General features: G+C 67.7%; 23 protein-coding genes. 15 read left to right on the forward strand and 8 right to left on the reverse strand.

Annotated elements, in window-relative coordinates; all coding sequences use genetic code 11:
• Positions 1 to 85: 85 nt before the first annotated feature.
• On the reverse strand, positions 86 to 1039 hold the full coding sequence (locus tag OCUBac02_RS02390) for an acetyl-CoA carboxylase carboxyltransferase subunit alpha (protein WP_173043312.1): 954 nt from the start codon (positions 1037 to 1039) through the stop codon (positions 86 to 88).
• A 103-nt stretch (positions 1040 to 1142) separates the two neighbouring features.
• Entirely contained in the window at positions 1143 to 1910 is a 768-nt protein-coding gene (locus tag OCUBac02_RS02395) for a class I SAM-dependent methyltransferase (RefSeq protein ID WP_173043313.1), read from the reverse strand.
• 77 nt (positions 1911 to 1987) lie between these two features.
• Between OCUBac02_RS02395 and gloB the strand changes: the two genes are divergently transcribed.
• From gloB to OCUBac02_RS02410, 3 genes are read left to right on the forward strand one after another with little or no spacing between them, the layout of a single operon-like run.
• On the forward strand, positions 1988 to 2815 hold the full coding sequence (gloB, locus tag OCUBac02_RS02400; RefSeq protein WP_244639070.1) for a hydroxyacylglutathione hydrolase: 828 nt from the start codon (positions 1988 to 1990) through the stop codon (positions 2813 to 2815).
• 8 nt (positions 2816 to 2823) lie between these two features.
• Complete coding sequence (locus tag OCUBac02_RS02405; protein WP_465247772.1) at positions 2824 to 3279, forward strand: cupin domain-containing protein; 456 nt, start codon at positions 2824 to 2826, stop codon at positions 3277 to 3279.
• A 1-nt stretch (position 3280) separates the two neighbouring features.
• Positions 3281 to 4039, forward strand: coding sequence for a GNAT family N-acetyltransferase (locus OCUBac02_RS02410; protein ID WP_173043315.1), 759 nt, complete (start codon positions 3281 to 3283; stop codon positions 4037 to 4039).
• Between the two features lie 265 nt (positions 4040 to 4304).
• On the opposite strand, the gene OCUBac02_RS02415 is transcribed toward OCUBac02_RS02410, so the two are convergent.
• The gene (locus OCUBac02_RS02415) at positions 4305 to 4760 is read right to left on the reverse strand and encodes a DUF2938 domain-containing protein (protein ID WP_465247773.1); all 456 of its coding nucleotides are present in this window, start codon (positions 4758 to 4760) and stop codon (positions 4305 to 4307) included.
• A 212-nt stretch (positions 4761 to 4972) separates the two neighbouring features.
• Here OCUBac02_RS02415 and OCUBac02_RS02420 point away from each other — a divergent pair, with 212 nt between their 5' ends.
• The 6 genes from OCUBac02_RS02420 (at position 4973) to OCUBac02_RS27255 (ending at position 13365) form a co-directional block, all read left to right on the forward strand.
• Positions 4973 to 6067, forward strand: a complete 1095-nt coding sequence (locus OCUBac02_RS02420) for an ROK family protein (RefSeq protein ID WP_173043317.1) — start codon at positions 4973 to 4975, stop codon at positions 6065 to 6067.
• Between the two features lie 210 nt (positions 6068 to 6277).
• Positions 6278 to 8893: a DUF3772 domain-containing protein gene (locus OCUBac02_RS02425; protein WP_173043318.1), complete on the forward strand. Its 2616-nt coding sequence runs from the start codon at positions 6278 to 6280 to the stop codon at positions 8891 to 8893.
• A 4-nt stretch (positions 8894 to 8897) separates the two neighbouring features.
• Positions 8898 to 9422 (forward strand): CAP domain-containing protein, encoded by a 525-nt coding sequence (locus tag OCUBac02_RS02430; RefSeq protein ID WP_244639071.1) that lies wholly within the window; start codon positions 8898 to 8900, stop codon positions 9420 to 9422.
• A 155-nt stretch (positions 9423 to 9577) separates the two neighbouring features.
• The gene (locus OCUBac02_RS02435; RefSeq protein WP_173043319.1) at positions 9578 to 11074 is read left to right on the forward strand and encodes a hypothetical protein; all 1497 of its coding nucleotides are present in this window, start codon (positions 9578 to 9580) and stop codon (positions 11072 to 11074) included.
• 279 nt (positions 11075 to 11353) lie between these two features.
• Positions 11354 to 12556, forward strand: a complete 1203-nt coding sequence (locus tag OCUBac02_RS02440; RefSeq protein WP_173043320.1) for a winged helix-turn-helix domain-containing protein — start codon at positions 11354 to 11356, stop codon at positions 12554 to 12556.
• A 98-nt stretch (positions 12557 to 12654) separates the two neighbouring features.
• Positions 12655 to 13365, forward strand: coding sequence for a DUF930 domain-containing protein (locus tag OCUBac02_RS27255; RefSeq protein WP_244639072.1), 711 nt, complete (start codon positions 12655 to 12657; stop codon positions 13363 to 13365).
• A gap of 2 nt (positions 13366 to 13367) precedes the next feature.
• On the opposite strand, the gene mutT is transcribed toward OCUBac02_RS27255, so the two are convergent.
• The 4 genes from mutT to OCUBac02_RS02465 form a co-directional block, all read right to left on the reverse strand.
• Positions 13368 to 13784 (reverse strand): 8-oxo-dGTP diphosphatase MutT, encoded by a 417-nt coding sequence (gene mutT / locus OCUBac02_RS02450; protein ID WP_173049276.1) that lies wholly within the window; start codon positions 13782 to 13784, stop codon positions 13368 to 13370.
• Positions 13781 to 14293 carry a hypothetical protein gene (locus OCUBac02_RS02455; RefSeq protein ID WP_047581935.1) on the reverse strand — a complete coding sequence of 171 codons (513 nt, stop codon included), beginning with the start codon at positions 14291 to 14293 and terminating at the stop codon, positions 13781 to 13783. Before OCUBac02_RS02455 ends, mutT begins: the two co-directional genes overlap by 4 nt.
• Positions 14294 to 14400: 107 nt before the next feature.
• Positions 14401 to 15651, reverse strand: a complete 1251-nt coding sequence (gene argJ, locus OCUBac02_RS02460) for a bifunctional glutamate N-acetyltransferase/amino-acid acetyltransferase ArgJ (RefSeq protein WP_173043321.1) — start codon at positions 15649 to 15651, stop codon at positions 14401 to 14403.
• Between the two features lie 159 nt (positions 15652 to 15810).
• Complete coding sequence (locus tag OCUBac02_RS02465; RefSeq protein WP_173043322.1) at positions 15811 to 16668, reverse strand: peptidylprolyl isomerase; 858 nt, start codon at positions 16666 to 16668, stop codon at positions 15811 to 15813.
• Between the two features lie 361 nt (positions 16669 to 17029).
• Between OCUBac02_RS02465 and secA the strand changes: the two genes are divergently transcribed.
• From secA to serA, 5 genes are all read left to right on the forward strand, one after another.
• The gene (gene secA, locus OCUBac02_RS02470) at positions 17030 to 19804 is read left to right on the forward strand and encodes a preprotein translocase subunit SecA (protein WP_173043323.1); all 2775 of its coding nucleotides are present in this window, start codon (positions 17030 to 17032) and stop codon (positions 19802 to 19804) included.
• Positions 19805 to 20163: 359 nt separating this feature from the next.
• Positions 20164 to 20679 carry an invasion associated locus B family protein gene (locus OCUBac02_RS02475; protein WP_047582828.1) on the forward strand — a complete coding sequence of 172 codons (516 nt, stop codon included), beginning with the start codon at positions 20164 to 20166 and terminating at the stop codon, positions 20677 to 20679.
• Positions 20680 to 20810: 131 nt separating this feature from the next.
• Positions 20811 to 21794 (forward strand): SPFH domain-containing protein, encoded by a 984-nt coding sequence (locus OCUBac02_RS02480; RefSeq protein WP_173043324.1) that lies wholly within the window; start codon positions 20811 to 20813, stop codon positions 21792 to 21794.
• Positions 21795 to 21806: 12 nt separating this feature from the next.
• Entirely contained in the window at positions 21807 to 22253 is a 447-nt protein-coding gene (locus OCUBac02_RS02485; RefSeq protein WP_244639073.1) for an NfeD family protein, read from the forward strand.
• 119 nt (positions 22254 to 22372) lie between these two features.
• Positions 22373 to 23632, forward strand: a complete 1260-nt coding sequence (gene serA, locus OCUBac02_RS02490) for a phosphoglycerate dehydrogenase (RefSeq protein WP_173043325.1) — start codon at positions 22373 to 22375, stop codon at positions 23630 to 23632.
• 3 nt (positions 23633 to 23635) lie between these two features.
• Here serA and OCUBac02_RS02495 read toward each other — a convergent pair whose 3' ends face one another.
• Positions 23636 to 23824 (reverse strand): hypothetical protein, encoded by a 189-nt coding sequence (locus OCUBac02_RS02495; RefSeq protein ID WP_173043326.1) that lies wholly within the window; start codon positions 23822 to 23824, stop codon positions 23636 to 23638.
• A 289-nt stretch (positions 23825 to 24113) separates the two neighbouring features.
• On the opposite strand from OCUBac02_RS02495, the gene OCUBac02_RS02500 reads away from it, so the two are divergent.
• Positions 24114 to 25100 carry an LLM class flavin-dependent oxidoreductase gene (locus tag OCUBac02_RS02500; protein WP_173043327.1) on the forward strand — a complete coding sequence of 329 codons (987 nt, stop codon included), beginning with the start codon at positions 24114 to 24116 and terminating at the stop codon, positions 25098 to 25100.
• The last annotated feature ends 25 nt before the right edge of the window (positions 25101 to 25125 follow it).

Below are 25125 nucleotides of genomic sequence, written 5' to 3' on the forward strand. Positions count from 1 at the left end.
TAGGCTTCGCGAGTCTGGCCACATGGTCAACGCGAGGTAAAGAAACCTTGCCTTCGCGGGTGCGAGATATCCACTCCCGCATCGCTCAGAGGGTGCGGCCGATCGCGAGGAACTTGTCGGCGCGCCTGGCGACGATGTCGTCTGCGCTCAGGCCGGACAGATCGGCGAGCGCGGCGGAAATGGCGTCGCCGGCGCGCGTGATCGCGGTCTGGTCGTCGCGATGGGCGCCGCCGGTCGGCTCCTGCACGATCCGGTCGATGATGCCGAATTTCAGGAGGTCCTGCGCCGTGATCTTCATGCCGGTCGCGGCGTCCTGCGCGCGCGCCGTGTCGCGCCAGAGGATCGAGGCCGCGCCTTCCGGAGAGATCACCGAATAGATCGCATGCTCCATCATCAGCACGCGGCTGGCGGCTGCGATCGCGATCGCGCCACCGGAACCGCCCTCGCCGATGACGAGGGCCACGCTCGGCGTACGCAGGCCGAGCCAGGCCTCGGTCGAGCGGGCGATGGCCTCGGCCTGCCCGCGCTCCTCCGCCTCGATGCCGGGATAGGCACCGGCGGTGTCGACGAAACTCAGCACCGGCAGGCCGAAGCGGTCGGCGAGCTCGGTCAGGCGCACGGCCTTGCGGTAGCCCTCAGGCTTGGGCATGCCGAAATTGTGCCGGATGCGGGTCTCGGTCGAGTCGCCCTTCTCCTGGCCGATGATGCAGACGGGCTCGCCCCGGAAGCGGCCGAAGCCGCCGACGATGGCCTCGTCCTCGCCGAAGGCGCGGTCGCCGGCGAGCGGGGTGAATTCCGTGATCAGCCCGGCGCAGTAATCCTTGAAATGCGGGCGCTGCGGATGGCGCGCCACCAGCGTCTTCTGCCAGGGCGTCAGCGCACCATAAAGCTCCTTCAGCGCCTGGCTGGCGCGGGCGTCGAGCTTGCCGATCTCCTCGGACAGGGAGATGCCGTCGCCGCGTGCCTCCAGGGCCCGCAGCTCGTCCGCCTTCGCCTCCAGCTCGGCGACCGGTTTCTCGAAATCCAGATAGCTACGCATCGTGATCCAGTTCAGGTTCCGCGCCGAAAGCGGGCGGAGCGGCGGTTTATCATGAAACCGGGCTTGAAAAGCGGCGGACCTTGGCCGCGCCCCGGTGAAATTGTCAACCCGTTCGTGGTTTCACGGGCGGGTTTGCCGCACGCGGCGTCGGGGCCGGTTGCGGCAGCAGGACGGGTCTCAGCGCAAAGCTGCGTCGTGTCGCGCGCAGCGGAGCGCGGCGGTAGAACTGCTTGGTAGCGTCGATGATATGAACGCCCGCGAAGGGCAGGGAAAGTCCTGCGCCGATCTGCTCCCAGGCCAGCGCCGAGCGCATCAGCAGCCGCCTTTGCAGCGGCGGGACATAGAGCGCCTCGGTCCAGTGCTCGGGTGAGAATTCGGCGCCGCGCATCAGGGTGGAGAGCTGGCGGCGGCTGAAGGGGCGGCCCTGGCCGAAGGGCGTGCCGTCCATCCGGGCCCAGAGCCCGCGACGGTTGGGAGCAACCAGGATCATCCGCCCGCCGGGGTTGAGCACGCGCGAGACTTCTTCCAGCAGGTCGTCGGGGCTTTCCGTCTCCTCCAGCGCATGGACCAGCACGACCCGGTCGATCGAGGCGGTCGGCAAGGGCAGCAGCGTCGGCTCGACCAGCGCCGAGGCGGAGAGGCCCGGCGAGGGCCAGTTCACCACGCCTTGCGCGGCCGGCATGAAGGCGATGGTCCGCTCGGCCTGCAGGCCGAGCACGGAGAGATAGGGCGTCGAATAGCCGAGGCCGAGCACGCGCTGACGTGCGCAATCCGGCCAGAAGCGCAGCATCGCCCGGCCGATGAAGCGCCGGGCGACATGTCCGAGCGGGCTCGCATAGAAGGCGCGCAGGTCGACGACGTCGAGAGGCATGGCGCCTGAGATGGAACGCGCAAGGCCCGAACGCAAGGGCTGCCTTGCGACTGGACTGGGTTGATCGCCGGCCAGGCATGGCTCATGCAGGGTACCTGACCGCCTGCCGTTCCGGCGGGCCGATCCTGCCGGAGGAAGCCATGCCGCTCGACCTTCACGTCTTCCGTACGCTCAACGACAATGCGGGCGCGCTGCTCCACGACCCCACCAGCGGGGCCTGCGCAGCCATCGACGTGCCCGACGCCGGCGAGACGCTCGCCGCTGCCAAGGCCAAGGGCTGGACGATCAGCGACATCTTCATCACCCATGCCCATCACGACCACACGCAGGGCGTCGCCGAGGTAAAGCGGGCGACCGGCGCCTCCGTCGTCGGCCCGGCCGATGCGCGGACAAGCGCGCCGCTCGACCGGGTTCTCGGCGAGGGCGATACCGTCAGCTTCGGCGGCGAGAGCTTCGAGATCTGGCATACGCCGGGCCATTCCGACGGTCACCTCAGCTTCGTCGGGCGCAGCGCCAGGCTCGCGCTGGTCGGCGATGTCGTCTTCGTCATGGGCTGCGGGCGGGTCCAGCCCGGCCAGATGGACCGGATGTGGACCTCGCTGACGCGCCTGATGGCGCTGCCGGGCGATGTCCGCCTGCTCGGCGGCCATGACTACACGCTCTCCAATGCCCGCTTCGCCCGCTCGGTCGATTCCGCCAACGAGGCGCTGAAGGCGCGCTTCACTGATGCCGAGAGCGCCAAGGCCGAGGGCCGCTTCTGGGCGCTGACCACGGTTGCCGAGGAAAAGGCGACCAATCCGTTCTTCAGGGCGGCCGAGCCGGCGCTGGCGAAGGCGGTCGGACTGGTCGGCGCAACGCCGGACGAGGTCTTCGCGGCCCTGCGCGAAGCCAAGAACCGGTTCTGAGCATGACGATGCGGTTGGACGGGCTGACGGCGGCGGAGGTTATCCGCCTGCTCGACCTCAAGCCTCATCCCGAGGGCGGTCATTATCGCGAGACGTTTCGCGATGGAGCCGGGCCGGAGGGCAGGAGCTTCTCGACCGCGATCTACTATCTGCTCGATACGGGCGAGACCTCGGAATGGCATCGCGTCGATGCGGCCGAGATCTGGCACCATTATGCCGGGGCGCCGATGGTGATCACGGTTTCGCCGAATGGCCACGATGCCTCGGCCCATCATCTCGGCACCGAGCTTGCCGCCGGCCAGAGGCCGCAATTCGTGGTGCCGGCCGGCTGGTGGCAGAGCGCGACCTCGCTCGGCGCCTGGACGCTGGTCGGCTGCACGGTGGCGCCCGGTTTCGAATTCAAGGGCTTCGAGATGGCGCCGCCGGGCTGGCGGCCGACACCGCGCAAGCCTTCCGGGGGGTAGGATGCTGACGAAGACGGACAACAGCGCATTCGTGCTCGGCTGCGAGCGGCGCATCATCAATGCCTGGCCGGCGCTGTCGACGCTGATCGTCGGCGACTGGGTGCTGCGCTTCGCCAATGGCTATTCGGGCCGGGCGAATTCGGCGACGCCATTGAGCTATGGCGCGGAGCTCGACGCCACGATGCTCGACCTGATCGAGGAACTTTATCGCGCCGATGGGCTCGTGCCGGCTATCCGCCTGACGCCGCTGGTGGCGGAGGCGACGCGCGCCGCGGTGCTGGAGCGCGGCTATCGTGTCAAGGACAAGTCCTTCGGCCAGATCGCGCCGCTTGCCGGCTTTGCGGCGTCCGAAGAGGCGGAATTGCAGATCGAGGCGCGGCCGAGCCAGGAATGGACGGCGGGTGCCGCCGCGCTCCAGAGCGGCAACAAGACCCATGTCGCCAATCTGGCCGCCATCATCGAGAAGGTCAGGTTGCCGGCTGCCTTCGCGACCTGGCTGGTCGAGGGCGAGGCGGTGGCCTTCGGCATGAGCGTCGCCGAGCTTGGCATGGCCGAGATCGGCATGATCTGCGTCCATCCCGAGCATCGCGGCCACGGTTATGGCCGCAGGATCGTGCAGGGGCTGATGGGCTGGGCCGCGACGATGGGCTGCCACAGTGCCTATCTGCAGGTCGAGCAGAGCAATGCCGTCGCGATCAATCTCTATGGCAGCCTCGGCTTCCGGCAGCTTTACGCCTACGAGACGCGCATCCTGGATTAAGAGTCTCTAACCAAACCCGAAGGGGTCTCGACGCCGGCAATTCGTCCGCTCCGCCAGGAGGGGGGTGCAGCCGATACCGTTGGTATCGGCAAGCGCCGCGACGCCGCAGGCGGCCCTCCAAAGCCCATCGAGACCCCTTCGAGTTTGGTTAGATACTCTTGGGGCGTCATTCTCGGGCTCGCCCCGAGAATCTCCAGCCGGAGGAGATGCTGGAGCCGTCGCGTCCTGAGATGCCCGGGTCAAGCCCGGGCATGACGAGCGAAATTTACCGCGTCAGCAGCGCCGTCCCGTAGAGGCCGATGGCGAAGAGCGTGTGGCTGACAAAGTTGAGTAGCCGGATCTGGTTGGCGTTCGGTTTCTTCGAGGCAGCGATGCCCATGCCCATGCCGGGCTGCAGGAGGAACCAACCACAGCCGATCGTCGCCCAGCCGACGACGAGGGCTGGCAGGAAGGTCGGGTTACGGGCCCAGCCGGTGCCGGCGAGCGCCAGCACGATCCCGGCAAAGGCGATGCCGACGAGATAGTGGCAGATCCAGCCGATCGCGAGCTCGCCGGCGACCGGCTCCGACTTCACGATGTCGTCGTGCCAGACGCGGCCGCGCAGCAGATGGGCGAACCAGCGGCCGGGCATCGCCCAGTTCGGCTTGGGGAGGCCGAACAGGCGCAGGAACTGAGCCCAGATATCGGTGAGCGCGGTCGCGCCCACTCCGATGACGACCATCCGCAGGATCAGATCCGACACGCTTCGTCCCCCAAGGCCGCATCGAGGCGGCTTCGCTCCTGTTGGAGCGGCGTTCGCGGCGGCGGTCAACCGCCGGGGTGAGCCGGCGGCGCGCGGGCGGGCTGCATGTGGCGCAACGCCCCGTCGGGGAACCGTGGCGGCGGCCGGCGGGTTGCCTCCGCTGATCCATATGCGAGCGAGGGGGGAAGATCATGGCCACGGCGACAGCCGAGACGTCACGCAGCACGGCCAAGGCCGCGACCGGGCCGCATGGCGCGGCCGAGCTGCCTTCGGTCGTGGTCACCAGCTACAATCTCGAAGTACGCGACGACGACGGCTTCGTCGGCGACAAGGCCAGCCGCAGCGCCTTCATCGAGCATCTCGACGCGCTGCGCAGCCATCTCAAGCGCAATGGCGACGATCCCCTCAAAGGCAAGACCGCCGAGATCGGCAAGAAGGAGCTCGACGCGCTGCTTCAAGACGGCGATGCGCGGGAAGCTGCGCTGGTGCTCAGCGCCATCGAGGGCTTCGCCCAGTCGCTGGCCTTCGTCATCCGGCGTTTCGCGCGATTGAAGAGCTGGGCCGAGGTCGAGCGCATCGTCGTCGGCGGCGGCTTCCGCGAGAGCCGGGTCGGCGAGCTCGCGATCGCGCGTGCTGCCATCATCCTGCGGACCGACGGGCGCGATATCGACCTCGTGCCGGTCAGCCACCATCCTGACGAGGCCGGGCTGGTGGGCAGCGCGCATCTGGCGCCGAAATGGATCTTCGAGGCCTATGACAGCCTCGTCGCGGTCGATATCGGCGGCTCGAACATCCGCGCCGGCATCGTCGAGCTCAGACAGAAGAAGGCGCCGGACCTGAGCCGGGCGCGGGTCTGGCAATCCGAGCTCTGGCGCCATGCCGACGAGGAGCCTGGCCGCGACGAGGCGATCAAGCGGCTGGGCAAGATGCTGCGCGAGCAGATCGAGAACGCCGGGAAGGAAGGCCTGCGCGTCGCGCCCTTCATCGGGGTCGGCTGCCCCGGGCTGATCCAGCCGGACGGCGCGATCGATCGCGGCGCGCAGAACCTGCCCGGAAACTGGGAGAGCAGCCGCTTCAATCTCGTCGAGAGCATCCGCGATCTCGTGCCGGAGATCGGCGAGCACGAGACCGAGGTGGTGATGCATAACGACGCCGTGATCCAGGGCCTGAGCGAGATGCCGGCCATGCAGGATGTCGGGAACTGGGCCGTGCTGACCATCGGCACCGGTCTCGGCAATGCGAGCTACCACAACCGCGCCAAGGCGAAGGGTAGGAAGCGCGGCTGAGCCTGCCCCGGCGACGCGATGCTTTCGCCATCTTGACGTCGTGTTTGGCAAGGATGAGGTGCCTGGGCGGGGTCTGGCCGCCTCGTCTCATGTTCAAGCCGAGAACCCTTCGTGCCGGTCGAGCCCCGCTTCCCGTCTTGCGTTGCGCGCGCAGCTGTGGCGAGGGTCGAGTCCGCGCCGAATCATTCGGACGGACAGGGTCGCATCGCCATGGCAGCGCGCAGGACGCGAGCGTCGTTTTCGAGCCTGCGGGACTTCCTGGCGGCTTGCCTGCTCCTCGTCGCCATGGCCATCGCCGGTCCTGGCTTCGCCCAGACTGGGCCGGAGCCGGGCAGCCTGCGTGCCCGGCTGGACATTGTCCGTGCCGAACTCGCCCAGATCGAGACGACGCTGGCCGCGCCCGATCCCAGCGATGCCGAGCTGTTGCGCCAGCGCCTGCGGTTGCAACCTTCGCTCGACCAGCTTAGGGCGATCATCGAGGAGCAGGCGCCGCGGGTCGAACAGGCCAAGCTCCGGGTCGATCAGCTCGGCCCGAAGCCCGAGGCCAGCGCGCCGGCCGAGAGCGCCGAGATCGTGCGCGACCGCGAGGCGCGGGCCAAGGCCTTCGCCGATGCCGACGAGACGCTGAAGCTCGCCCGTGCCTCGCTGCTCCAGGCCGAGCAACTGCAGACCAATATCGGAGACAAGCGCCGGGATATCTTCGCCAGGGAGCTGTTCGCCGCCGGACCTTCCCTGTTGAATCCGGATGTCTGGTCCAATGCGGTCGCGACGGCCCCGGAGGACCTGCGCGCCTCCGGCTATATTTTCGGGGGGTGGCTGGCAGGCGTCGGCGATGCCTTTTCCGGCACGCGCGGCACCGTCGTCGCCGTCGCTCTCATGGGCGCGATCCTGCTTTATCTCGCGCGGGCGCGCTATCTGCCGCGCTTCAAGGCGCGCTTCGGCAATACGCAGGACGCCGGCAGCCTGCACTGTCTCTATATCGCGCTCGCGCATATCATCGCCGGCGCGGCGCCGCCGGTGCTGGCGAGCTGGCTGATCTACAAGGCGTTGAACACGACCGGCCTGCTGCCGCTGCGCATCCAGCCGGTGATCTGGGCCGTGGTCGCAGGTCTCGCCTTCTTCGCCTTCGTGCAGGCGCTGGCCGATGCGCTGTTCGCGCCGTCGAGCCCGCAGCGGCGCCTCGTCAAGGTGATGGACACGACGGCGCGCAGCGTCGTCTGGATCGCGAGTTCGCTCGCGGCGGTGATGTCCGTCGGCAAGGTGTTCGAGGCCTGGCTGCAGGCCATCGCCGCCGGCCTCGCCATCTCGATCATCGTCAAGGCGTTTTTCGCCATCCTGTTCGCGCTCGCCCTGATCGCGGGGCTCTACCAGATCCGCGACGACGACGAGGTCGAGCAGGAGGCCTGCCTCGGCCCCTATGTGCCCGTGGACGGCGCGAGCCTCGGGCCGGTGCGCATCCTCGGCTGGATCATCGGCTTCGCCATCATCACGGCGACGCTGAGTGGCTATGTCGTCTTCGCCGCCTTTCTGGCCGAACAGACGCTCTGGGTCGGCATCGTCGCCTGCCTGTTCCTGCTGGTCTTCCAGTTCATCGATCTCGGCATTCCCCGGCTGTTCGGCGGCAAGGGCCGCTTCGCGCTGACGCTGAAGGCCGGCATGGGCCTGCGTGCGGCCACCCTCGACAAGATCTCGGTGATCGGCGTCGGCGTGCTGAAGCTCCTGCTGATCGCGGTGACGGTGCTGCTGGTGCTGGCTCCCTGGGGGCTGGAATCGAGCGACTTCCTGGTCTCGCTTCGGGCCGCCTTCTTCGGCTTCCAGGTCGGCGGCGTCACGATCTCGCTCTCGACCATCGTCGTCGGCGCGATCGTTTTCGCAATGGGCATCGGCGCGACCCGCGCGATGCAGCGCTGGCTCGAAAACCAGTTCCTGCCGACGACGGCGCTCGATCCGGGCCTGCGCAACTCGATCACCACGGCGGCCGGCTATATCGGCTATATCGCCGCGGCGGCGATCACGGTCTCGGCGGTGGGCCTCAGCCTGGAGCGCCTGACGCTGGTGGCCTCGGCCCTCTCGGTCGGTATCGGCTTCGGCCTGCAATCGGTGGTGTCGAATTTCGTCTCGGGCCTGATCCTGCTCTGGGAGCGGCCGATCCGGGTCGGCGACCAAGTGCTGGTCGGCGACATCGAGGGCATCGTCAAGCGCATCAATGTCCGCTCGACGGAGATCGCGACCTTCGACCGGGCGACCGTCATCGTCCCGAACTCGAACCTGATCTCCGGCGTGGTGCGCAACCGTGTCCGCAACGACCGGACCGGGCGCGTGCTGATCGCGCTGACCGTGCCGCGCTCGCTCGATGCCGGCGAGGTACGGGCAATGCTGTCCGAGGTCGCCTCGAACCATGGCGACGTCATGCAGAAGCCGCCGCCGGCCGTGATGTTCAAGAAGCTCGGCACCACGACCATGGATTTCGAGCTGGTCTGCGTGGTCGCCGATGTCGAGATCACCGGCCGGGTCAACAGCGATTTGAACTTCGCGATCCACAAGCGCATGGCCGAGATGGAGCCGGCCGCGGCCGTGCCCGAGCTGATGGTGCGCGGTCTCGAGGGCGTCGAGCATTCGCTCGGCAGCATCGCCGAGGCGGTGGGACAGCGAGACGGCGCGCGCAGCCGCCCGAAGCGGGAGGCATCGAAGCCGGCTTCTGCCGGCACGGCCCGTCGGGCGCGCAAGCCGATTGCGGTGCAGGAGCCCGAGGAGGCGGAAGCGGAAGCTGGCAAGCCCGCTCCCCCTTCGGCGCCCGAGCCGGCCAAGGATGACAGCAAGGAATGATCGGATGCCCAGCATTTTCCGCCGCGTCGCGGCTTCGCGCGCGATGACCTGCCCGGCAGCGCTTGCCGGCGCGCTTGCCGTTCTCGGCGTTGCCGGCTGTGCCGAGCCGCCACGCCAAAGCCAGCCGGCCTTTTACCGCGATCTCGGCTCGGCCTCGGCGCAGGTCGATACCGAGCAGGCGCGGGCGATGATCTCGGCCTATCGCCTCAATGCCGGGCTCGGCACCCTCGTGCTCGACCCCGCGCTGGTCGAGGCTGCCCGGCGCGAAGCGGCCGCCATGGCCAGCTCAGACAAGCCGGCCCAGGCCGATGCGGTCAAGGCACGTCTCGCCCGCGAGGGGCAGCCGGGCGCCGAGGCCAATCTCTCGGCCGGCTATCGCCGCCTGGCCGAGGCCTTCTCGGGCTGGCGGGATTCGCCGCAGCACGACCGCGTCATGAAGGATGCGAAGGCGAAGCGGATGGGCATCGCCACGGCCTATGCGCCCGGCTCGAAATATCAGGTCTACTGGGCGCTGATCGTCGCGCCGTAAAGGACGGCGCCGGACCAGCTTGACCAGGTTCGGGCAAGGTAGAGCCGCGTTCTCACAACTTTTAGTTGTTGATTTACACTTATGCAACCATATGCAACCTATTCTTGCATCTCATCAGATCGCTCCCGTCTTGGGATCATTCTGGAGGGGTGCCGATGTCACGCCGTCCGCTTGCGCTTGCCTTGTTCATCGCCTTCGGCCTGCCGGGAACCGCCAGCGCCCAGTCGGGCGGCCTGATCGATGTCTGCACCGGGCTCGGTGTCGCGCTGCCCGTGCTCCAGCCCGTCGCAGGCGCGGCGTCGGGACTGCTGGGCGGCCTGCTCGACCCCGTGCTGAACGGCATCGTCGGCGATGTGAACCTCAACCTGCGCGACGCGCTGAGCGGCCGGAACATCGGCCTCAATATCCGCGATCAGAACGGCAACCTCGTCACCTTGCCGGGGAACTGCAAGCTCAAGGCGGACAGCGTCACGGTCGAGGGACCGGGCGGCATCGCGATCGGCGGCGGCGAGGTCAGCGGGCTCGGCAGCACGGCGAGCCCCAAGGCGAGCGCTGCCGACCCGAACGCCATCGCCTTCGGCAACGGCGCGGCGACCTCCGGCGCAGCTACCGGTGCGGTCGCGATCGGCCTGCGCGGGGCGGTTACGGCAGCCGATGGCGTCGCGATCGGGCGCGACAGCGCGGTCTCGGCGGTGGGCGGCATCGCGCTGGGGGCGGGTTCGGTCGCCTTGCGGGCGGGTCTGGCGGGCGGGGCCGAGACCTTCAGCGGCGTCGCGGTCGCCTCGACGCAAGGCGCGCTCTCGATCGGATCGGCCGGCAACGAACGTCAGATCACCCATGTCGCCGGCGGAACGCAGGATACGGACGCGGTCAATCTGCGCCAGCTTCGTTCCGTCGCCGACAGCGCAGCCTCGGCGCTCGGCGGCGGCGCGGGCTTCGCCGCGAATGGCAGCTTCACCGGCCCGAGCTATGCCCTGCGCGGCGGCATCTACACGACCGTCGGCGCGGCCCTGACCGCGCTCGACCAGCAGAACGGCGTGATCGCCGGCAACAACATCGGCGGATACGCGCTCGCTTCCGCTGCCGGTAGCGACGCGATGGCGGCCGGCTACGGAGCGCGGGCCGACGGCGCCCGCGCGACGGCGATCGGCACGCAGGCGCAGGCCAGCGGTGAGGAGAGCGTCGCGATCGGCGCCGGAGCTGTCGCGGCGCGTCCGCGGCAGGTGGCGATCGGCACGGCGGCCAGCACCTATTCGTTGCCTGGCCTGACCTCGGCGGCGAGTCGTGCGGCCCAGAGCGGGCCGACGCAGGTCGTGACCACGGATGCCGCCGGCAATCTCGCGGCGCTGCCGATCGACATCGCCGGGCTCGACCAGCGCATCGACGGCGTCGCGGCCTATGCGCGCGACGGGCGGCGCGAGGCCCGGCAGGGCGTCGCGGCCGCGATGGCGATGACGGCAGCGGCGATACCCTCCCGCCCCGGCAGGACGAGCTGGAGCGGCAACACCGCAACCTACAAGGGCGAATGGGCGGCCGGCTTCGCCGTGGCGCATCGGCTCGACGTCGCCATCCCCGTCGCGATCAATGCCGCCGTCAGCCTGGCCGGCAACAGTTTCGGCGGGGCCCGCATGGGCCTGAGCGGCGAGTTCTGAGAAGCCTCTCTGCAGGTGAGTCCTCATCCTGAGGAGCTGCGGTACGCGGCGTCTCAAAGGATATTTCAGGAGGTTCCGGCATCATCTGGAGCATCCTTCGAGACGCAAGCTTCGCTTGCTCCTCAGGATGAGGGCTGCGGAAATTTCCAGGCAGGCACTCCAGGTGAGGGCTCGGGGACCTGTTCGGCCTGCGGTGCCCGCGACATTCCCGCCAGATCCTGTCAGCGGCGGCGCTGCTCACCTCTTAACCGAAGCCCTCGGCGCGGCTAGCTTGCGCCCATGCCTCCGCGCCCACGCAAGCCGATCCCCGTCACCGCCGAACAGGCCCGCCGCATCTGGCTCCATGCCCAGCGGCTCGACCGCCGCGATCCGTTCGGGGCCGGCCCGGAGGCGGCGCGGGCGGCGGTCGAGCATCTCGGCTATGTCCAGATCGATACGATCAACGTGATCGAGCGCTGCCACCACCATATCCTCTATGCCCGCATCCCGGCCTATCGCCGTGCCGATCTCGCCCATCTGCAATCGGCCTCGAAGAGCGTCTTCGAATACTGGACGCACGCGCTGGCCTATGTCCCATCCCGCGACATCCGCTATTTCCTGCCGGCGATGAAGGCGCATCGCGAGGAGCCGAAGCGCTGGTCGGCGGTCGGCGCCCGCGAGGAGACGCGCAAGCTGCTCCGCCGCATCCGCAAGGACGGGGCGCTGTCGATCCGCGACATCGAGGAGGAGCTGATCGAGAAGGCGCATCTCTGGGCCAGCAAGAAGCCGTCGAAGGGCCTGCTGGAACGGGCCTTCTACGATGGCGAACTGGCCATTTCGGCACGCTCCGGGATGGTCAAGACCTATGAACTGTTCGACCGGCATTTCCAGTGGGAGAAGAAGCCGACGCCGGCGAGCGAGCGGCAGATCACCGCCTATCTGCTCGACCGGGCGCTGACGGCGCAGGGGCTGGTCAGTCTCGATTCGATCTGCCATCTCGACGCGCCCTCGAAGAAGGCGGTGGACGAGCTGATCGCTGCCCGCGTCAAGCGCAAGGAGCTGGTTCCGGTTGCCGTCGAGGGCGCCGGCAAGACGCAGCACTGGGCCCGCCCGGCCGCCCTGGAGCCTCTTCCTGCGCCGGAGGAGACGCTGATCCACATCCTCTCGCCCTTCGATCCGCTGATGATCCAGCGCAAGCGGGCCAAACTCTTCCTCGACTATGCCCATGTCTTCGAGGCCTATCTGCCGAAGGAGAAGCGGGTTTACGGCTATTTCGGCCTGCCGGTGCTGGCGGGCGAGCGCGTCGTCGCGGTGCTCGATCTCAAGACAGACCGGGCGGCCGGCAAGCTCCTGATGCAGCAATGGACCTGGCTCGACGATTGCGAGACGCCGGTGCTGAAGGCTGCGATCGAGGAGGAGCTGCAGCGTTTCGAGCGCTTCCAGCTCGCGCGCGACGAGGCGGTCGCGGAGCCTGAGCCGGAGATCACAAAAATGCCGGCTTGATCGGCGCTGTTGCCCGGCCGGGGAGCGGGGCGGACAAGCGGATGACCTGGATGGCGCGACCGGCCGTACCTGCCGGCGACACGGCGGCGGCTTGAACCATGGCGATCGCACGCCCGTCACGGTTCGCGCTGCCCGCGCCAGGCTTGCCGGTCGCCGCGATCCTGCATGCGGCGCTGCTGGCCTGGCTGGCCTCGGTCGCGATACAGACTTTCGAGAGCGTCCCGATCACCGAGCAAAGCGTCGAGGTCGAATTGCAGACGCCCGAGGAATTCGAGGCGCTGACCCGGCCGAAGCCGCCGCCGGTCACCGCTCCCGCGCCTGCGGCACCGCCCTTGCCCGAGGCTCCTCCCAAGCCGGACGAGCCTGCGCCCTCGCCGCAGCCTCCGGCGCCACGCCCTCAACCGGCCCCTGCCGAAGCAGACGGCATGGTCCATCCGCCGCGCATGCTGTCGCAGCAGGTACTGGCCAATCGGCGCAGTCGCGAGACCGTGGCCATGCTGCCGCGGCTCGCGCCGGACGAACGCGTCGAACAGCTCTGCGGGCTGGAGGCGATGGGCCAGATCCATGACTGGCAGCGCGATTTCGAGCCCGATCGCGTCACCGCCTATGCGCTGGCCGCCACCCGGCTCTCAGGCCGGGTGCTGACGGCGGAGGGTGCGGCTTTCCGCAGCAGGCAGCATTGGTACGAATTGCGCTTCGCCTGCACCGTCTCGGCCGACCTGAAGCGCGTCACAGCCTTCGCCTTCCATGTCGGCGGGCCTATTCCAAGGGGACGCTGGGAGGCGCTCGGCCTGCCGGCCGTCCACTGAGTTCAGGCGCCGAGCAGGTCGATCAGCGGCGGGATCAGCGGCTCGTCGGCGGGCGGCATGGCGAGATCGCGCAGCTTGCCGGGGCGGACCCATTTCAGCGCCTGGCCCTCGCGGGACATGGCCGTGCCCTGCCAGCGGCGGCAGATATAGAGCGGCATCAGCAGGTGGAATTCGGGATAGGCGTAGCTGGCGAAGGTCAGCGGCGCGAGGCAGTTCTCCTTCACAGTGATGCCGAGTTCCTCGGAGAGCTCGCGGATCAGCGCCGGCTCCGGCCGCTCGCCCGCTTCGAGCTTGCCGCCGGGGAATTCCCAAAGGCCTGCCAGCGCCTTGTCTTCAGGGCGCTGGGTGACGAGGACGCGGCTATCGGCATCGATCAGGGCGCAGGCGACGACGAGGAGCAGCTTCACGGGGTATCTCAGTTGCCGGAGAGGATGACCTGAACGGGCTCGGTTTCCTTGCCCGTCAGCGTGACGCTGTCATAGACCGAGCCGCCCTCGCGCGTGAAGGCCGTCTCCTCGCCCCAGATCACCTGCGTGGTCAGGAAGTAAGTGCCGGGCGCGACCTTGTCGAAGGCGAAGCGGCCATTGGCCTCGGCCTTGGTCGTGCGGGTATACTCGGAATAAGCGGGGTCGGCGCCGTCATCGCGCGGATAGGCGCTGTGCGGCACGTATTTGGCCTTGCCATAGAAATTGGCGAAGCGCTCGCGGGCGAAGGCCGTGGCGGGGATCAGGCGCACGACCTGCCCGGCCGCATTGACGACCACGCCGCTCGGCTTGGTCCGGAAGGCATGGCCGGTTATGACGCCCGTGCCGGCCTTCCGGATGAAGGCGGCCTCTTCGGTCGAGAAGGCCACGGTCGCCGGCTTGCGCTCGACGCAACCGGCCGTGATGGCACTCAGCAGCAGCGCCGCCGTGATCCCGATCCTCATGAAGCCCCCACCCGACGCGGCGCCATCGTCACCAGGAAGGCGCCGGTCAGGATGATGCAGTCCTCGGGACGCTGCCGCAACTTCGAATCTCGGCCGGAGCAGGTGCTTCAGGAGCGGTAGTCGCCATTGATCTCGACATAGGCCTTGGTCAGGTCGCAGGTCCAGACCGTGGCCTTGCCGCGTCCCAGCCCGAGATCGGCGGTGATGACGATATTATCGCCCTTCATGTAGTCGGAGACCGCGACCTCGTCATAGGACGGCGCGCGGGCGCCCTGCCTGGCCACGACAATGTCGCCGAAGCCGATGTCGAGCCTGTCGCGATCGGCCGGCTCGCCGGCCTTGCCGACGGCCATGACGACGCGGCCCCAGTTGGCGTCCTCGCCGGCAATCGCGGTCTTGACCAGCGGCGAGTTGGCGATCGAGAGCGCGACGCGCTTGGCCGAGCGGGCGGAAGCCGCGCCGGTGACGCGCACCTCGACGAACTTGCGGGCGCCTTCGCCGTCCTTGCAGACGAGATGGGCGAGCTCCAGCAGGATCGAATTCAGCGCGCGCTTGAAGCCTGAAAGGCGAGCGTCGTTGATTTCGGTGATCGCCGGCACGCCGCGGGCAGCGGCCTTGCCGGTGGCGAAGAGCATCAGCGTGTCCGAGGTCGAGGTGTCGCTGTCCACGGTGACCGCGTTGAACGAGCCCTTCACGCCCTTGGAGAGCAGGGCCTGCAGCACGGGAGCGGCGATCGGCGCATCGGTGAAGACGAAGGAGAGCATCGTCGCCATGTCCGGCGCGATCATGCCGGCGCCCTTGGCGATGCCGGCGATGACGACGTCCCTGCCGTCGATCCTGGCCTTGCGGGTCAGCGCCTTCGGGAAGGTATCGGTGGTCATGATCGCGCGGGCGGCGTCGATCCAGGGGCCGTCGGCGGCACGCTTCGCGCATGCGTCGAGCACGCCCTTGAACTTGGTCGCGTCGAGCGGCTCGCCGATCACGCCGGTCGAGGCGATGAAGACCTCCTGCGGCTTGCATCCAGCCGCCTTGGCGGCGATCTCGGCGGTGAGCTTGACCGCGTCACGGCCTTTGAGGCCGGTGAAGGCATTGGCATTGCCGGAATTGACGACGACGGCGCGGGCGGAGCCTTGGGCGAGGTTCTCGCGGCACCAGTCGACCGGGGCAGAGGGGCATTTCGAGCGGGTGAAGACGCCGGCGACCTGCGTGCCCTCGTCGAGCAGTGCGAACCAGACGTCCTGGCGGCCCTTGTAGCGGATTCCGGCCTCGGCGGTGGCGAAGCGCACGCCCGGAATCGGCGGAACCTTGGGCTGGCGCTTCGGCGCGAGCGGGGAAACGGGGACATCCTTGCCGGCCATCGGGCTTCCTCCTGCGGAGCGCTGCTGAGGGGCCGGCGAATCGTGCGATCGCCGGGCAGCGCATCTCGTTCAAAAGCCCTCTGCCGCAGGCCGATGACGAAAACAAGAAGGGCGGCCGCAAGGGCCGCCCTTCAAAATCGCGTGGTATGAGCGAAATGCTCAGTTCTTCTTCGACTCGGCCGGCTTAGCTGCGTCCGGAGCAGGCGTGGCGGACGTCGCCGGCTTGTCGAGGCGCTCGACCTTGGCCTTCTCGCGCAGGGACAGCACGATGTCCTGCTGGGCCTTGCGCTCGAGATACTGGTCGATCTGCGGCTTCACCGCGGCGAAGTCCGGCAGCGGCTTGGAGCGCTTGTCCTCCAGCTTGATGACGTGCCAGCCGAACTGGCTCTTCACCGGCTCGGAAATCTCGCCCTTTTTCAGCTTGAAGGCGGCCTCGGCGAATTCCGGCACCATACGGTCCTTGGTGAACCAGCCAAGATCGCCGCCTTCCTTGCCCGAACCCGGGTCCTTGGACAGCTCGGCCGCGACCTTGGCGAAATCCTCGCCCTTCTTCAGCCGCTCGACGGCCGCCTTGGCCTGCGCCTCATCCTCGACGAGGATGTGGCGGGCATGGGCTTCCTCTTCGGGCGTCATCGCCTTGGTGGTGTCGTCGAAGAGCTTCTTGGCGGCCTCGGACGTGACGGCCTTCTTGCCCTCGCGGGTCAGGTATTCGTCGAGCAGCACCTTCTCGCGGTAATAGGCGAGGCGGGCGGCGAAATCGGGCGTGTCGCCGATCTTGGCCTCGGTCGCGGCCTTGGCGCCGAGCTTGAGGTCGACGAGATAGTTGATCACCTCGTCGCGCTTGCGCTCCTCGGGGAGCTGGGCGAGGCGCTCGCCGAGATCCTCGCTCGCGAGCTGGACGTCCTTCTCGGTGATGGCGATGCCGTCGACCTTGGCCACGACCTTGTCGGCCTGGGCGAAGGCCGGGCCCGCCAGCAGCGCGAAGCCGAGGACGGCGATGAAACGGGCTGAGTTCATGGATGACGGCCTTTCGTCGGAAACCGAGGCGGTTTGGCGGCTGCACTGCCCGATGAACGCGGCAAAGGCAAGGCGGTTCAGGCGATTACGGCGGGCGATCACGAAAGCTTTTCACCGGCCCCGATGCCGCAGCGTCGTGCGATCTCGCTGCAGGCTCTTGGAAGAGGGGCGGAAAAACCCCACATCCGGAGCCGAATTCACTTGCCGTTTCGCGGCCGATTGGTCGAAACGCACGCTGGACCCTGCCCGCGCACGCGTCTAAACACGCGGTCGCAATTTCGAGAATACCGAACCTCCGGTTCGCGCGCGACAAGCGGTACGCGCCGGCCGGGGGCTCAACGCATCACCTGAAAGGCCCAACATGCTTGGCGCGCTCGCAAAGAAACTCTTCGGCTCGTCGAATGACCGCCGCGTCAAGGGCTATCAGCCTCGCGTCGCCGCGATCAACGCGCTGGAGACAGAGATCGCCGCGCTGAGCGACGAGGCGCTGAAGGCGCGCACCGAGGAGTTCAAGAAGCAGATCGCGGAGGGCAAGAAGCTCGACGATCTGCTGGTGCCGGCCTTCGCGACGGTGCGCGAGGCGGCCAAGCGCGTGCTCGGCCAGCGCCCTTACGACGTTCAGCTCATCGGCGGCATGGTGCTGCACGAGGGCGCCATCGCCGAAATGAAGACCGGCGAAGGCAAGACGCTGGTCGCGACCCTGCCGACCTATCTCAACGCCCTCGAAGGCAAGGGCGTCCATGTCGTCACCGTCAACGATTACCTCGCCCGGCGCGACGCCGAGTGGATGGCGAAGCTCTACAATTTCCTCGGCCTGACCGTCGGCATCATCGTCCATGGCCTCGACGACGAGGAGCGCCAGCGCGCCTATGCCTGCGACATCACCTACGGCACGAACAACGAGTTCGGCTTCGACTATCTCCGCGACAACATGAAATACGACGTCGCGCAGATGAGCCAGCGCGGCCATCATTTCGCGATCGTCGACGAGGTCGACTCGATCCTCGTCGACGAAGCGCGCACGCCGCTGATCATCTCCGGCCCGCTCGACGACAAGTCCGAGCTCTATGTCGCGATCGACAAGGTGCTGCCCGGCCTCGTTCCGGCCGATTACGAGGTCGACGAGAAGCAGCGCACGGTGGCGCTGACCGAGGCCGGCAACGAGCATATCGAGGAATTGCTGCGCGAGGCCGGCCTGCTGACCGAGGGCGATCTCTACGATGCCCACAACGTCACGCTGGTCCACCACGTCAACCAGGCGCTGCGCGCGCATACGCTGTTCACCCGCGACAAGGACTATATCGTCCGCGGCGACGAGGTCGTGATCATCGACGAGTTCACCGGCCGCATGATGCCGGGCCGGCGCTATTCGGAAGGCCTGCACCAGGCGCTGGAAGCCAAGGAGCACGTCACCGTCCAGCCCGAGAACGCGACGCTGGCCTCGATCACCTTCCAGAACTATTTCCGCCTCTACGCCAAGCTCGCCGGCATGACCGGCACGGCGGCGACCGAGGCCGACGAGTTCTTCCAGATCTACAAGCTCGAAGTCGTCGAGATCCCGACCAATGTTCCCGTCGCCCGCAAGGACGAGGATGACGAGGTCTACCGCACCTTCGAGGAGAAGGTGCGCGGCGTCATCCGCGAGATCCAGGCGGCGCAGGAGAACGGCCAGCCGGTGCTGGTCGGCACCACCTCGATCGAGCGCTCGGAGCTGATCGCCGAGATGCTGGAGAAGGCGGGCTACAAGCTGCTCGACTTCACCGACCCGAAGGCGCTGGAGCCGATCTACGAGGCCGCGCGCGCGGGCAGGACGACCAAGGCCTTCGCCGTGCTGAACGCCCGCTTCCACGAGCAGGAAGCCTATATCGTCGCGCAGGCCGGCGTGCCCGGCGCGATCACCATCGCCACCAACATGGCCGGCCGCGGCACCGACATCCAGCTCGGCGGCAATGCCGAGATGCGGATCGCCCACGATCTCGCCGGCATGGAGGAGGGCCCGGAGCGCGACGCCAGGGCCGCCGCCATCCGCGCCGAGGTGGCGGAGTTCAAGCAGCGCGTGCTCAAGTCCGGCGGCCTCTACATCGTCGGCACCGAGCGGCACGAGAGCCGGCGCATCGACAACCAGCTGCGCGGCCGCGCCGGCCGCCAGGGCGACCCCGGCCGCTCCAAGTTCTTCCTGTCGCTGCAGGACGACCTGATGCGCATCTTCGGTTCCGACCGGATGGACGGCATGCTGACCAAGCTCGGCCTCAAGGAGGACGAGGCGATCGTCCATCCCTGGATCAACAAGGCGGTCGAGAAGGCGCAGGGCAAGGTCGAGGCGCGCAATTTCGACATCCGCAAGAACATCCTGAAATACGACGACGTCATGAACGACCAGCGCAAGGTCGTGTTCGAGCAGCGGCGCGACTTCATGCGCCAGGCGAGCGTGCGGGAAACCATCGACGACATGCGCCATGGCGTGGTCGAGGATGTCGTCGCCCGCCACATCCCCGAAGAGGCCTATCCGGAGCAGTGGGATACCGCCGGCCTCAAGCAGGAGGTGATCCAGCATCTCAACCTCGATCTCCCGGTCGAGGACTGGGCCAAGGAAGAGGGCATCGCCGACAGCGAGATCCGCGAGCGCATCCGCAAGCTCGCCGACGAGGACTACGCCGGCCGCATCGAGCGCAACACTGAAGAGGTCATGGCCTATGTCGAGAAGCAGGTGCTGCTCCAGTCTCTCGACCATCTCTGGCGCGAGCATCTGGTCACGCTCGACCATCTGCGCCAGGTCATCGGCTGGCGTGGGCTCGCCCAGCGCGACCCGCTGCAGGAGTACAAGCAGGAGGCCTTCGAGCTGTTCGACGGGCTGATCGGCCATCTGCGCCAGCAGGTCACCGGCCATCTCTCGCGCATCGAGGTGCGTTTCGACCAGCCCGAGGATCAGGCGCCGATGCAGGTGTCGGATGGTTCAGGCTCGGGCTTCGGCGACTATGGCGCGACCGGCGTTCAGTTCGCCGCGACCGATGCGGATACCGCCGTGCTGGACCGAAACCCGGAGGATCCGGAGAGCTGGGGCAAGGTCGGCCGCAACGAGCCCTGCCCCTGCGGCTCGGGCAAGAAGTTCAAGCACTGCCACGGCCAGTTCGCCTGAGGCAGGGCCTTCCTGAATGCGTGCGCTGCCCGGCCCTGCGCCGGGCATCGTCGTTTCAGGGCGAGCCACCCTCGTCACTCCGGGGCGCGCCGCAGGCGCGAACACGGAAACCACGACTGGGTGAAAGCTTGCGACCATGCTTTTGAAAGTGGGCTCACCCGGTCGTGGGTTCCGGGTTCTTCGTTCCGCGAAGCCCCCGAATGACAAGCGTGGTTCTGACCGCGAACGATTCCGCCATTGCCACGATCTTATGACTTGGTCGCTCCTGCGCCGGATCGACGCATGAATTGTTCGCACCTTATTTACGCCTCGGTAACACTCTCCTTTTCATTTTGGCCGCCATGAAAGGAGATGAGACCATGTTCAAGACAGCGCTTTCGGCCGCCTGCCTCGCTATCCTGACGGGCACCTGCGTCCAGGCGGCGAGCCCGCAATCGCTGGGCCAGTTCGGGGATTGGAACGCGGCCACATACGCCAAGGGCGATCTGTCGCGTTGCTTCATCATGAGCAAGCCTTCGGCGGAAGAGCCGTCCAATTTGCGTCATGGCGAAGTCTTCTTCTTCGTGCAGACCGGCACCAAGGCTTCGGATACGGAATCGAGCTTCCAGACGGGTTACGATTTCGCCCGCGATTCGGTGGTCACTGTCACGATCGGCGACGACAGCTTCCGCATGCTGACCGAGGGCAGCAATGCCTGGCTGGAACGGCTGGAGCGGGAGCCCGCGCTGCTCGCGGCGATGCGGGCCGGCAGCACCATGACGCTGGAGGCGCGCTCCCTGCGCGGCAACACCACCACCTACACGTTCTCGCTCGCGGGCGTGACCGCGGCCTCGCGGATGCTGGCGCGCTGCGACACCAACGCGACGCAGAGCTGAGGCTGGTTTCGGGAGCGAGCCGCCGCCACGCGCGGCTCGCTCCAGGCCGCCATGCTTGCATCCGTCCCTCGCAGACGCCAGTTTGATCGTCCTGTGAGCGTGTCGGCACAGCGGTGCCGCGGGGGGACGAGATGGATGTGTCGGGCTTCAATATCGCCGTGTTCGTCATCGTGGCGCTGGTCATCCTGACGATCGCACGCGGTGTCCGAACGGTTCCTCAAGGCTACAACTATACCGTCGAGCGCTTCGGCCGCTATTCGCGCACGCTGAGCGCCGGCCTCGGCCTGATCGTGCCCTATATCGACCGCATCGGCCACAAGGTGAATGTCATGGAGCAGGTGCTCGACATTCCCTCGCAGGAGGCGATCACCCGGGACAATGCCGGCGTGCGTATCGATGCCGCCGCCTTCTTCCAGGTCCTCGACGCCGCCAAGGCCTGCTATGAGGTCGCCTCGCTCAACGAGGCGCTGATGGTCCTGACCATGACCAATATCCGCACGGTCGTCGGCTCGATGGACCTCGATCAATTGCTGTCGCATCGCGACGAGATCAACGAGCGGCTGCTGCGGGTTATGGATGCCGCCGCCTCGCCCTGGGGCGTCAAGGTCACGCGCATCGAGATCCGCGACATCCTGCCGCCGGCCGATATCGCCGGCGCGATGAACAGGCAGATGAAGGCCGAGCGCGAGAAGCGCGCCGCCGTGCTCGAAGCCGAAGGCCTGCGGCAGGCGGAGATCCTGAAGGCCGAGGGCCAGAAGCAGTCCCAGATCCTCGCCGCGGAGGGCCGCAAGGAAGCGGCTTTGCGGGACGCCGAAGCGCGCGAGCGGCTGGCGCAGGCGGAAGCCACCGCCACCGCCATGGTCTCGGAAGCGATCGGCAAGGGCGATATCCAGGCCGCCAACTTCCTGATCGCGGAACGCTATACCGACGCGCTGAAGTCGATCGCCTCCAGCCACAACAGCAAGGTCGTGATCGTGCCGATCGAGGCGGCCTCGCTCGCCGGCACGGTCGGCGGCATCGCGCAGCTCACCAAGGCCGTGTTCGGCGAGGATGCGTCGGGTCAGCGCCGCAATGGCGCCGGCTCGGTGCCGCCCTCCGGCCGCCTCGGCGCCTGAGCGGAGGCGATCGTGCTCGACTGGATCGCGAATTTCGGGGGCTGGGGCTGGGCCATTCTCGGGCTCATGCTGATCGGCGGCGAGATCCTGGCGCCGGGTGTCTTCCTGATCTGGCTCGGGCTGGCGGCGCTCCTCACCGGTGCCGTGGTCGGCCTTTTCGGCATCGGCTGGCAGGCAGCGATGCTGGTCTTCGCGGTGCTGGCAGGCGCCAGCGTCCTCGCTGGGCGCCTCCTCACACGCCGCAAGGGCGAGGAGCCGGACGCGGCGACCGGGCTCAACGATCGCGGCCGCCAGCTCATCGGCAAGGTCTTCCGGCTGGAGACGACGATGGCCGGCGGCGAGGGGCGGGTGCGCGTCGGCGATTCGTCCTGGCGCATCGTCGGCCCGGAGCTTCTCGCCGGAGCCGAGGTCAAGGTGGTGAGGGTCGAAGGCTCGACTCTGGTCGTCGAGAAGGCCTGAACCCCGTCATGAGGTTTTTGCATCCGCCGCGCGGTTTTTCGTAGCAGCGTTGCGCCCGGGGCGTTGGCCTCGCGGGCTGGGAGGACTATAGCAGCCGCTCCTCCATGAGCGTGACCTCCATGACCACCGCCAGCGAACGCCTTTCCCTTCCGAAGGACCGCATCAAGGTCCTGCTGCTGGAAGGCATCAACGATTCCGCCGTCGAGCTCCTGGAGCAGGCCGGCTACAGCAATCTCGAAAGGCTGCCGAAAGCACTCGACCGCGAGGCGCTGCTCAAGGCGATCCAAGGCGTGCATGTGCTCGGCATCCGCTCGCGCACCCAGCTCACGCCGGCGATATTCGCAAGCGCCGACCGGCTTTTTGCCGTGGGCTGCTTCTCGGTCGGCACCAATCAGGTCGATCTGGAGGCTGCGCGGCTGCGCGGCGTGCCGGTGTTCAACGCGCCGTTCTCGAACACGCGCAGTGTCGCCGAATTGACCATCGGCGAGATCGTCATGCTGCTCCGGCGCATTCCCGACCGCTCGCGCGATGCGCATCAGGGCGGCTGGGACAAGTCGGCCAACGGCTCCTTCGAGGTGCGCGGCAAGACGCTCGGCATCGTCGGCTACGGCAATATCGGCAGCCAGCTCTCGACCCTGGCCGAGGCGATGGGCATGCGCGTGATCTATTACGATCACACCGATCGTCTGCGCCATGGCAATACCGAGCCGACGGTAAGCCTCAACGCCCTGCTCGGCGCCGCGGACGTCATCTCGCTGCATGTGCCGGAGACCCCCCAGACCGCGGGCATGATCGGGCCTGCGCAGGTCGCGGCGATGAAGAAGGGCGCCTATCTCATCAACAATTCGCGCGGCACCGTCCTCGATCTCGACGCGCTGGCGGCGGCGCTGAAGAGCGGCCACCTCGCGGGCGCGGCGGTCGACGTCTTCCCGGTCGAGCCGGCCTCGAATGCCGAGCGCTTCGTCACACCGCTGCAGGGCCTCGCCAACGTGATCCTGACGCCGCATATCGGCGGCTCGACCGAGGAGGCGCAGGAGCGCATCGGCGCCGAGGTCGCGCGCAAGCTCGTCGACTATTCCGATGTCGGCTCGACGGTCGGCGCCGTGAATTTCCCGCAGGTCCAGTTGCCGGCGCGCGCCATCGGCACGCGCTTCATCCATGTCCAGCGCAACGTGCCGGGCATGCTGCGGCGGCTGAACGACGTCTTCGCCAGCCGGCAGGTCAATATCGCCGCGCAGAACTACCAGACCGACGGCGAGGTCGGTTACGTGGTGATGGAAGCGGACGGCGTGTCGAGCGCCGAGGCGCGCGACATCCTCAAGGACATCCGCGCGCTCGAAGGTACGATCCGCGCCCGCCTGCTGCACCAGCGCGACTGAGCATCAGGTCGGCTTCTTGGTCTTGCCGCCGGGCTTGACCGGCGTCTGGGCCGCGACGGGGTCGCTGGCGGGGAAGGTGTCCTTCAGGGCCCGGTTCAGCTCGGCATCCTTGCCGTGCTCGCGTGCGGCCTTGCGCTGCTCCTTCTGCTCCTGGCGCAGGCTTTCCTTGGCGGGATTGGCGGTGGCGGTCATGATCGTTCCCCTCTGTGTGGCTGTCTCAAACAGGAAACGCGGCAGGGCGAAGGCCGTTCCGCCAGAACGCCAGCGCAGGCACGCCATGCCGAAGCAAGCCTGCCTCTGGATGGGAACGCGCAGCCTTCCCATCTGGTGAAGCTACCGCGTTCCGCCGGCCTCTGCCGGCGCCAGAGCAATCCGCCGTTCGTTGAACGACAGATTGCTCTGGATCTTTGTTCCATCGCATTTTCTTCACGCGAACCGGTTCCCACTTCGCTGGAAAATGCTTCAAACAGCAGGGGCCGCCATGGTCGCGATCTCCGTCCTCGATCTCGTTCCCGTCGTCGAAGGGGAGGGGCCGCGCGAGGCTCTCGCGAAATCCACCGACCTGGTCCGCCACGCCGAGCGGCTCGGCTACACCCGGTACTGGGTGGCCGAGCATCACAACATGGTCGGCATCGCCAGTGCCGCGACCTCGGTGGTGATCGGACAGCTTGCGGCGGCGACCAGCACAATCCGGGTCGGCGCCGGCGGCATCATGCTGCCGAACCATGCGCCGCTCGTCATCGCCGAGCAGTTCGGCACGCTGGAGGCGCTCTTTCCGGGGCGTATCGATCTCGGCCTCGGTCGGGCGCCGGGTACCGACCAGCTCACGCTCAGGGCGCTACGCCGCAGCCCGATGTCGTCGGACAGCTTCCCGCAGGACGTGCTGGAATTGCAGGCGCTGTTCGCGCCGGCCGGGCCGAACCAGGCGATCCGCGCCGTGCCGGGCGAGGGGCTGAACGTACCCCTGTGGATTCTCGGGTCGAGCCTGTTCGGCGCGCAGCTCGCCGCCGAACTCGGGCTGCCCTACAGCTTCGCCTCGCATTTCGCGCCGGATGCGCTGATGCAGGCGCTCGCCGTCTATCGCGAGCGCTTCAAGCCATCCGAGCAACTAGCGGCGCCGCATGCGATGCCGGGGATCAATGTCGTCGCGGCCGATACGGACGAGGAAGCGCGCTATCTCGCGACCTCGCTGCAGCAGCGCTTCGTCGGCATGGTCAGGGGCGCGCGCGGCAAGCTGCAGCCACCGATCGACGATATCGAGCCATACTGGTCCCCGGCCGAGAAGGCGCATGTCTCGGGCATGCTGCGCTATGCCTTCATCGGCTCGCCGGAGACGCTGAAGCGCTCGCTCGGCGCCTTCCTGCGCGAGACCGGCGCCGACGAGATCATGATCACCGCGCCGATCTTCGATCACGAGAAGCGCAAGCGCTCCTACGAGCTGGTTGCGGGGATCGCGGGCGAGCTTTGAGTGTGGAACTTGGCCGCCGTCGGCG

Source organism: Bosea sp. ANAM02, assembly GCF_011764485.1.
GTDB lineage: Bacteria > Pseudomonadota > Alphaproteobacteria > Rhizobiales > Beijerinckiaceae > Allobosea.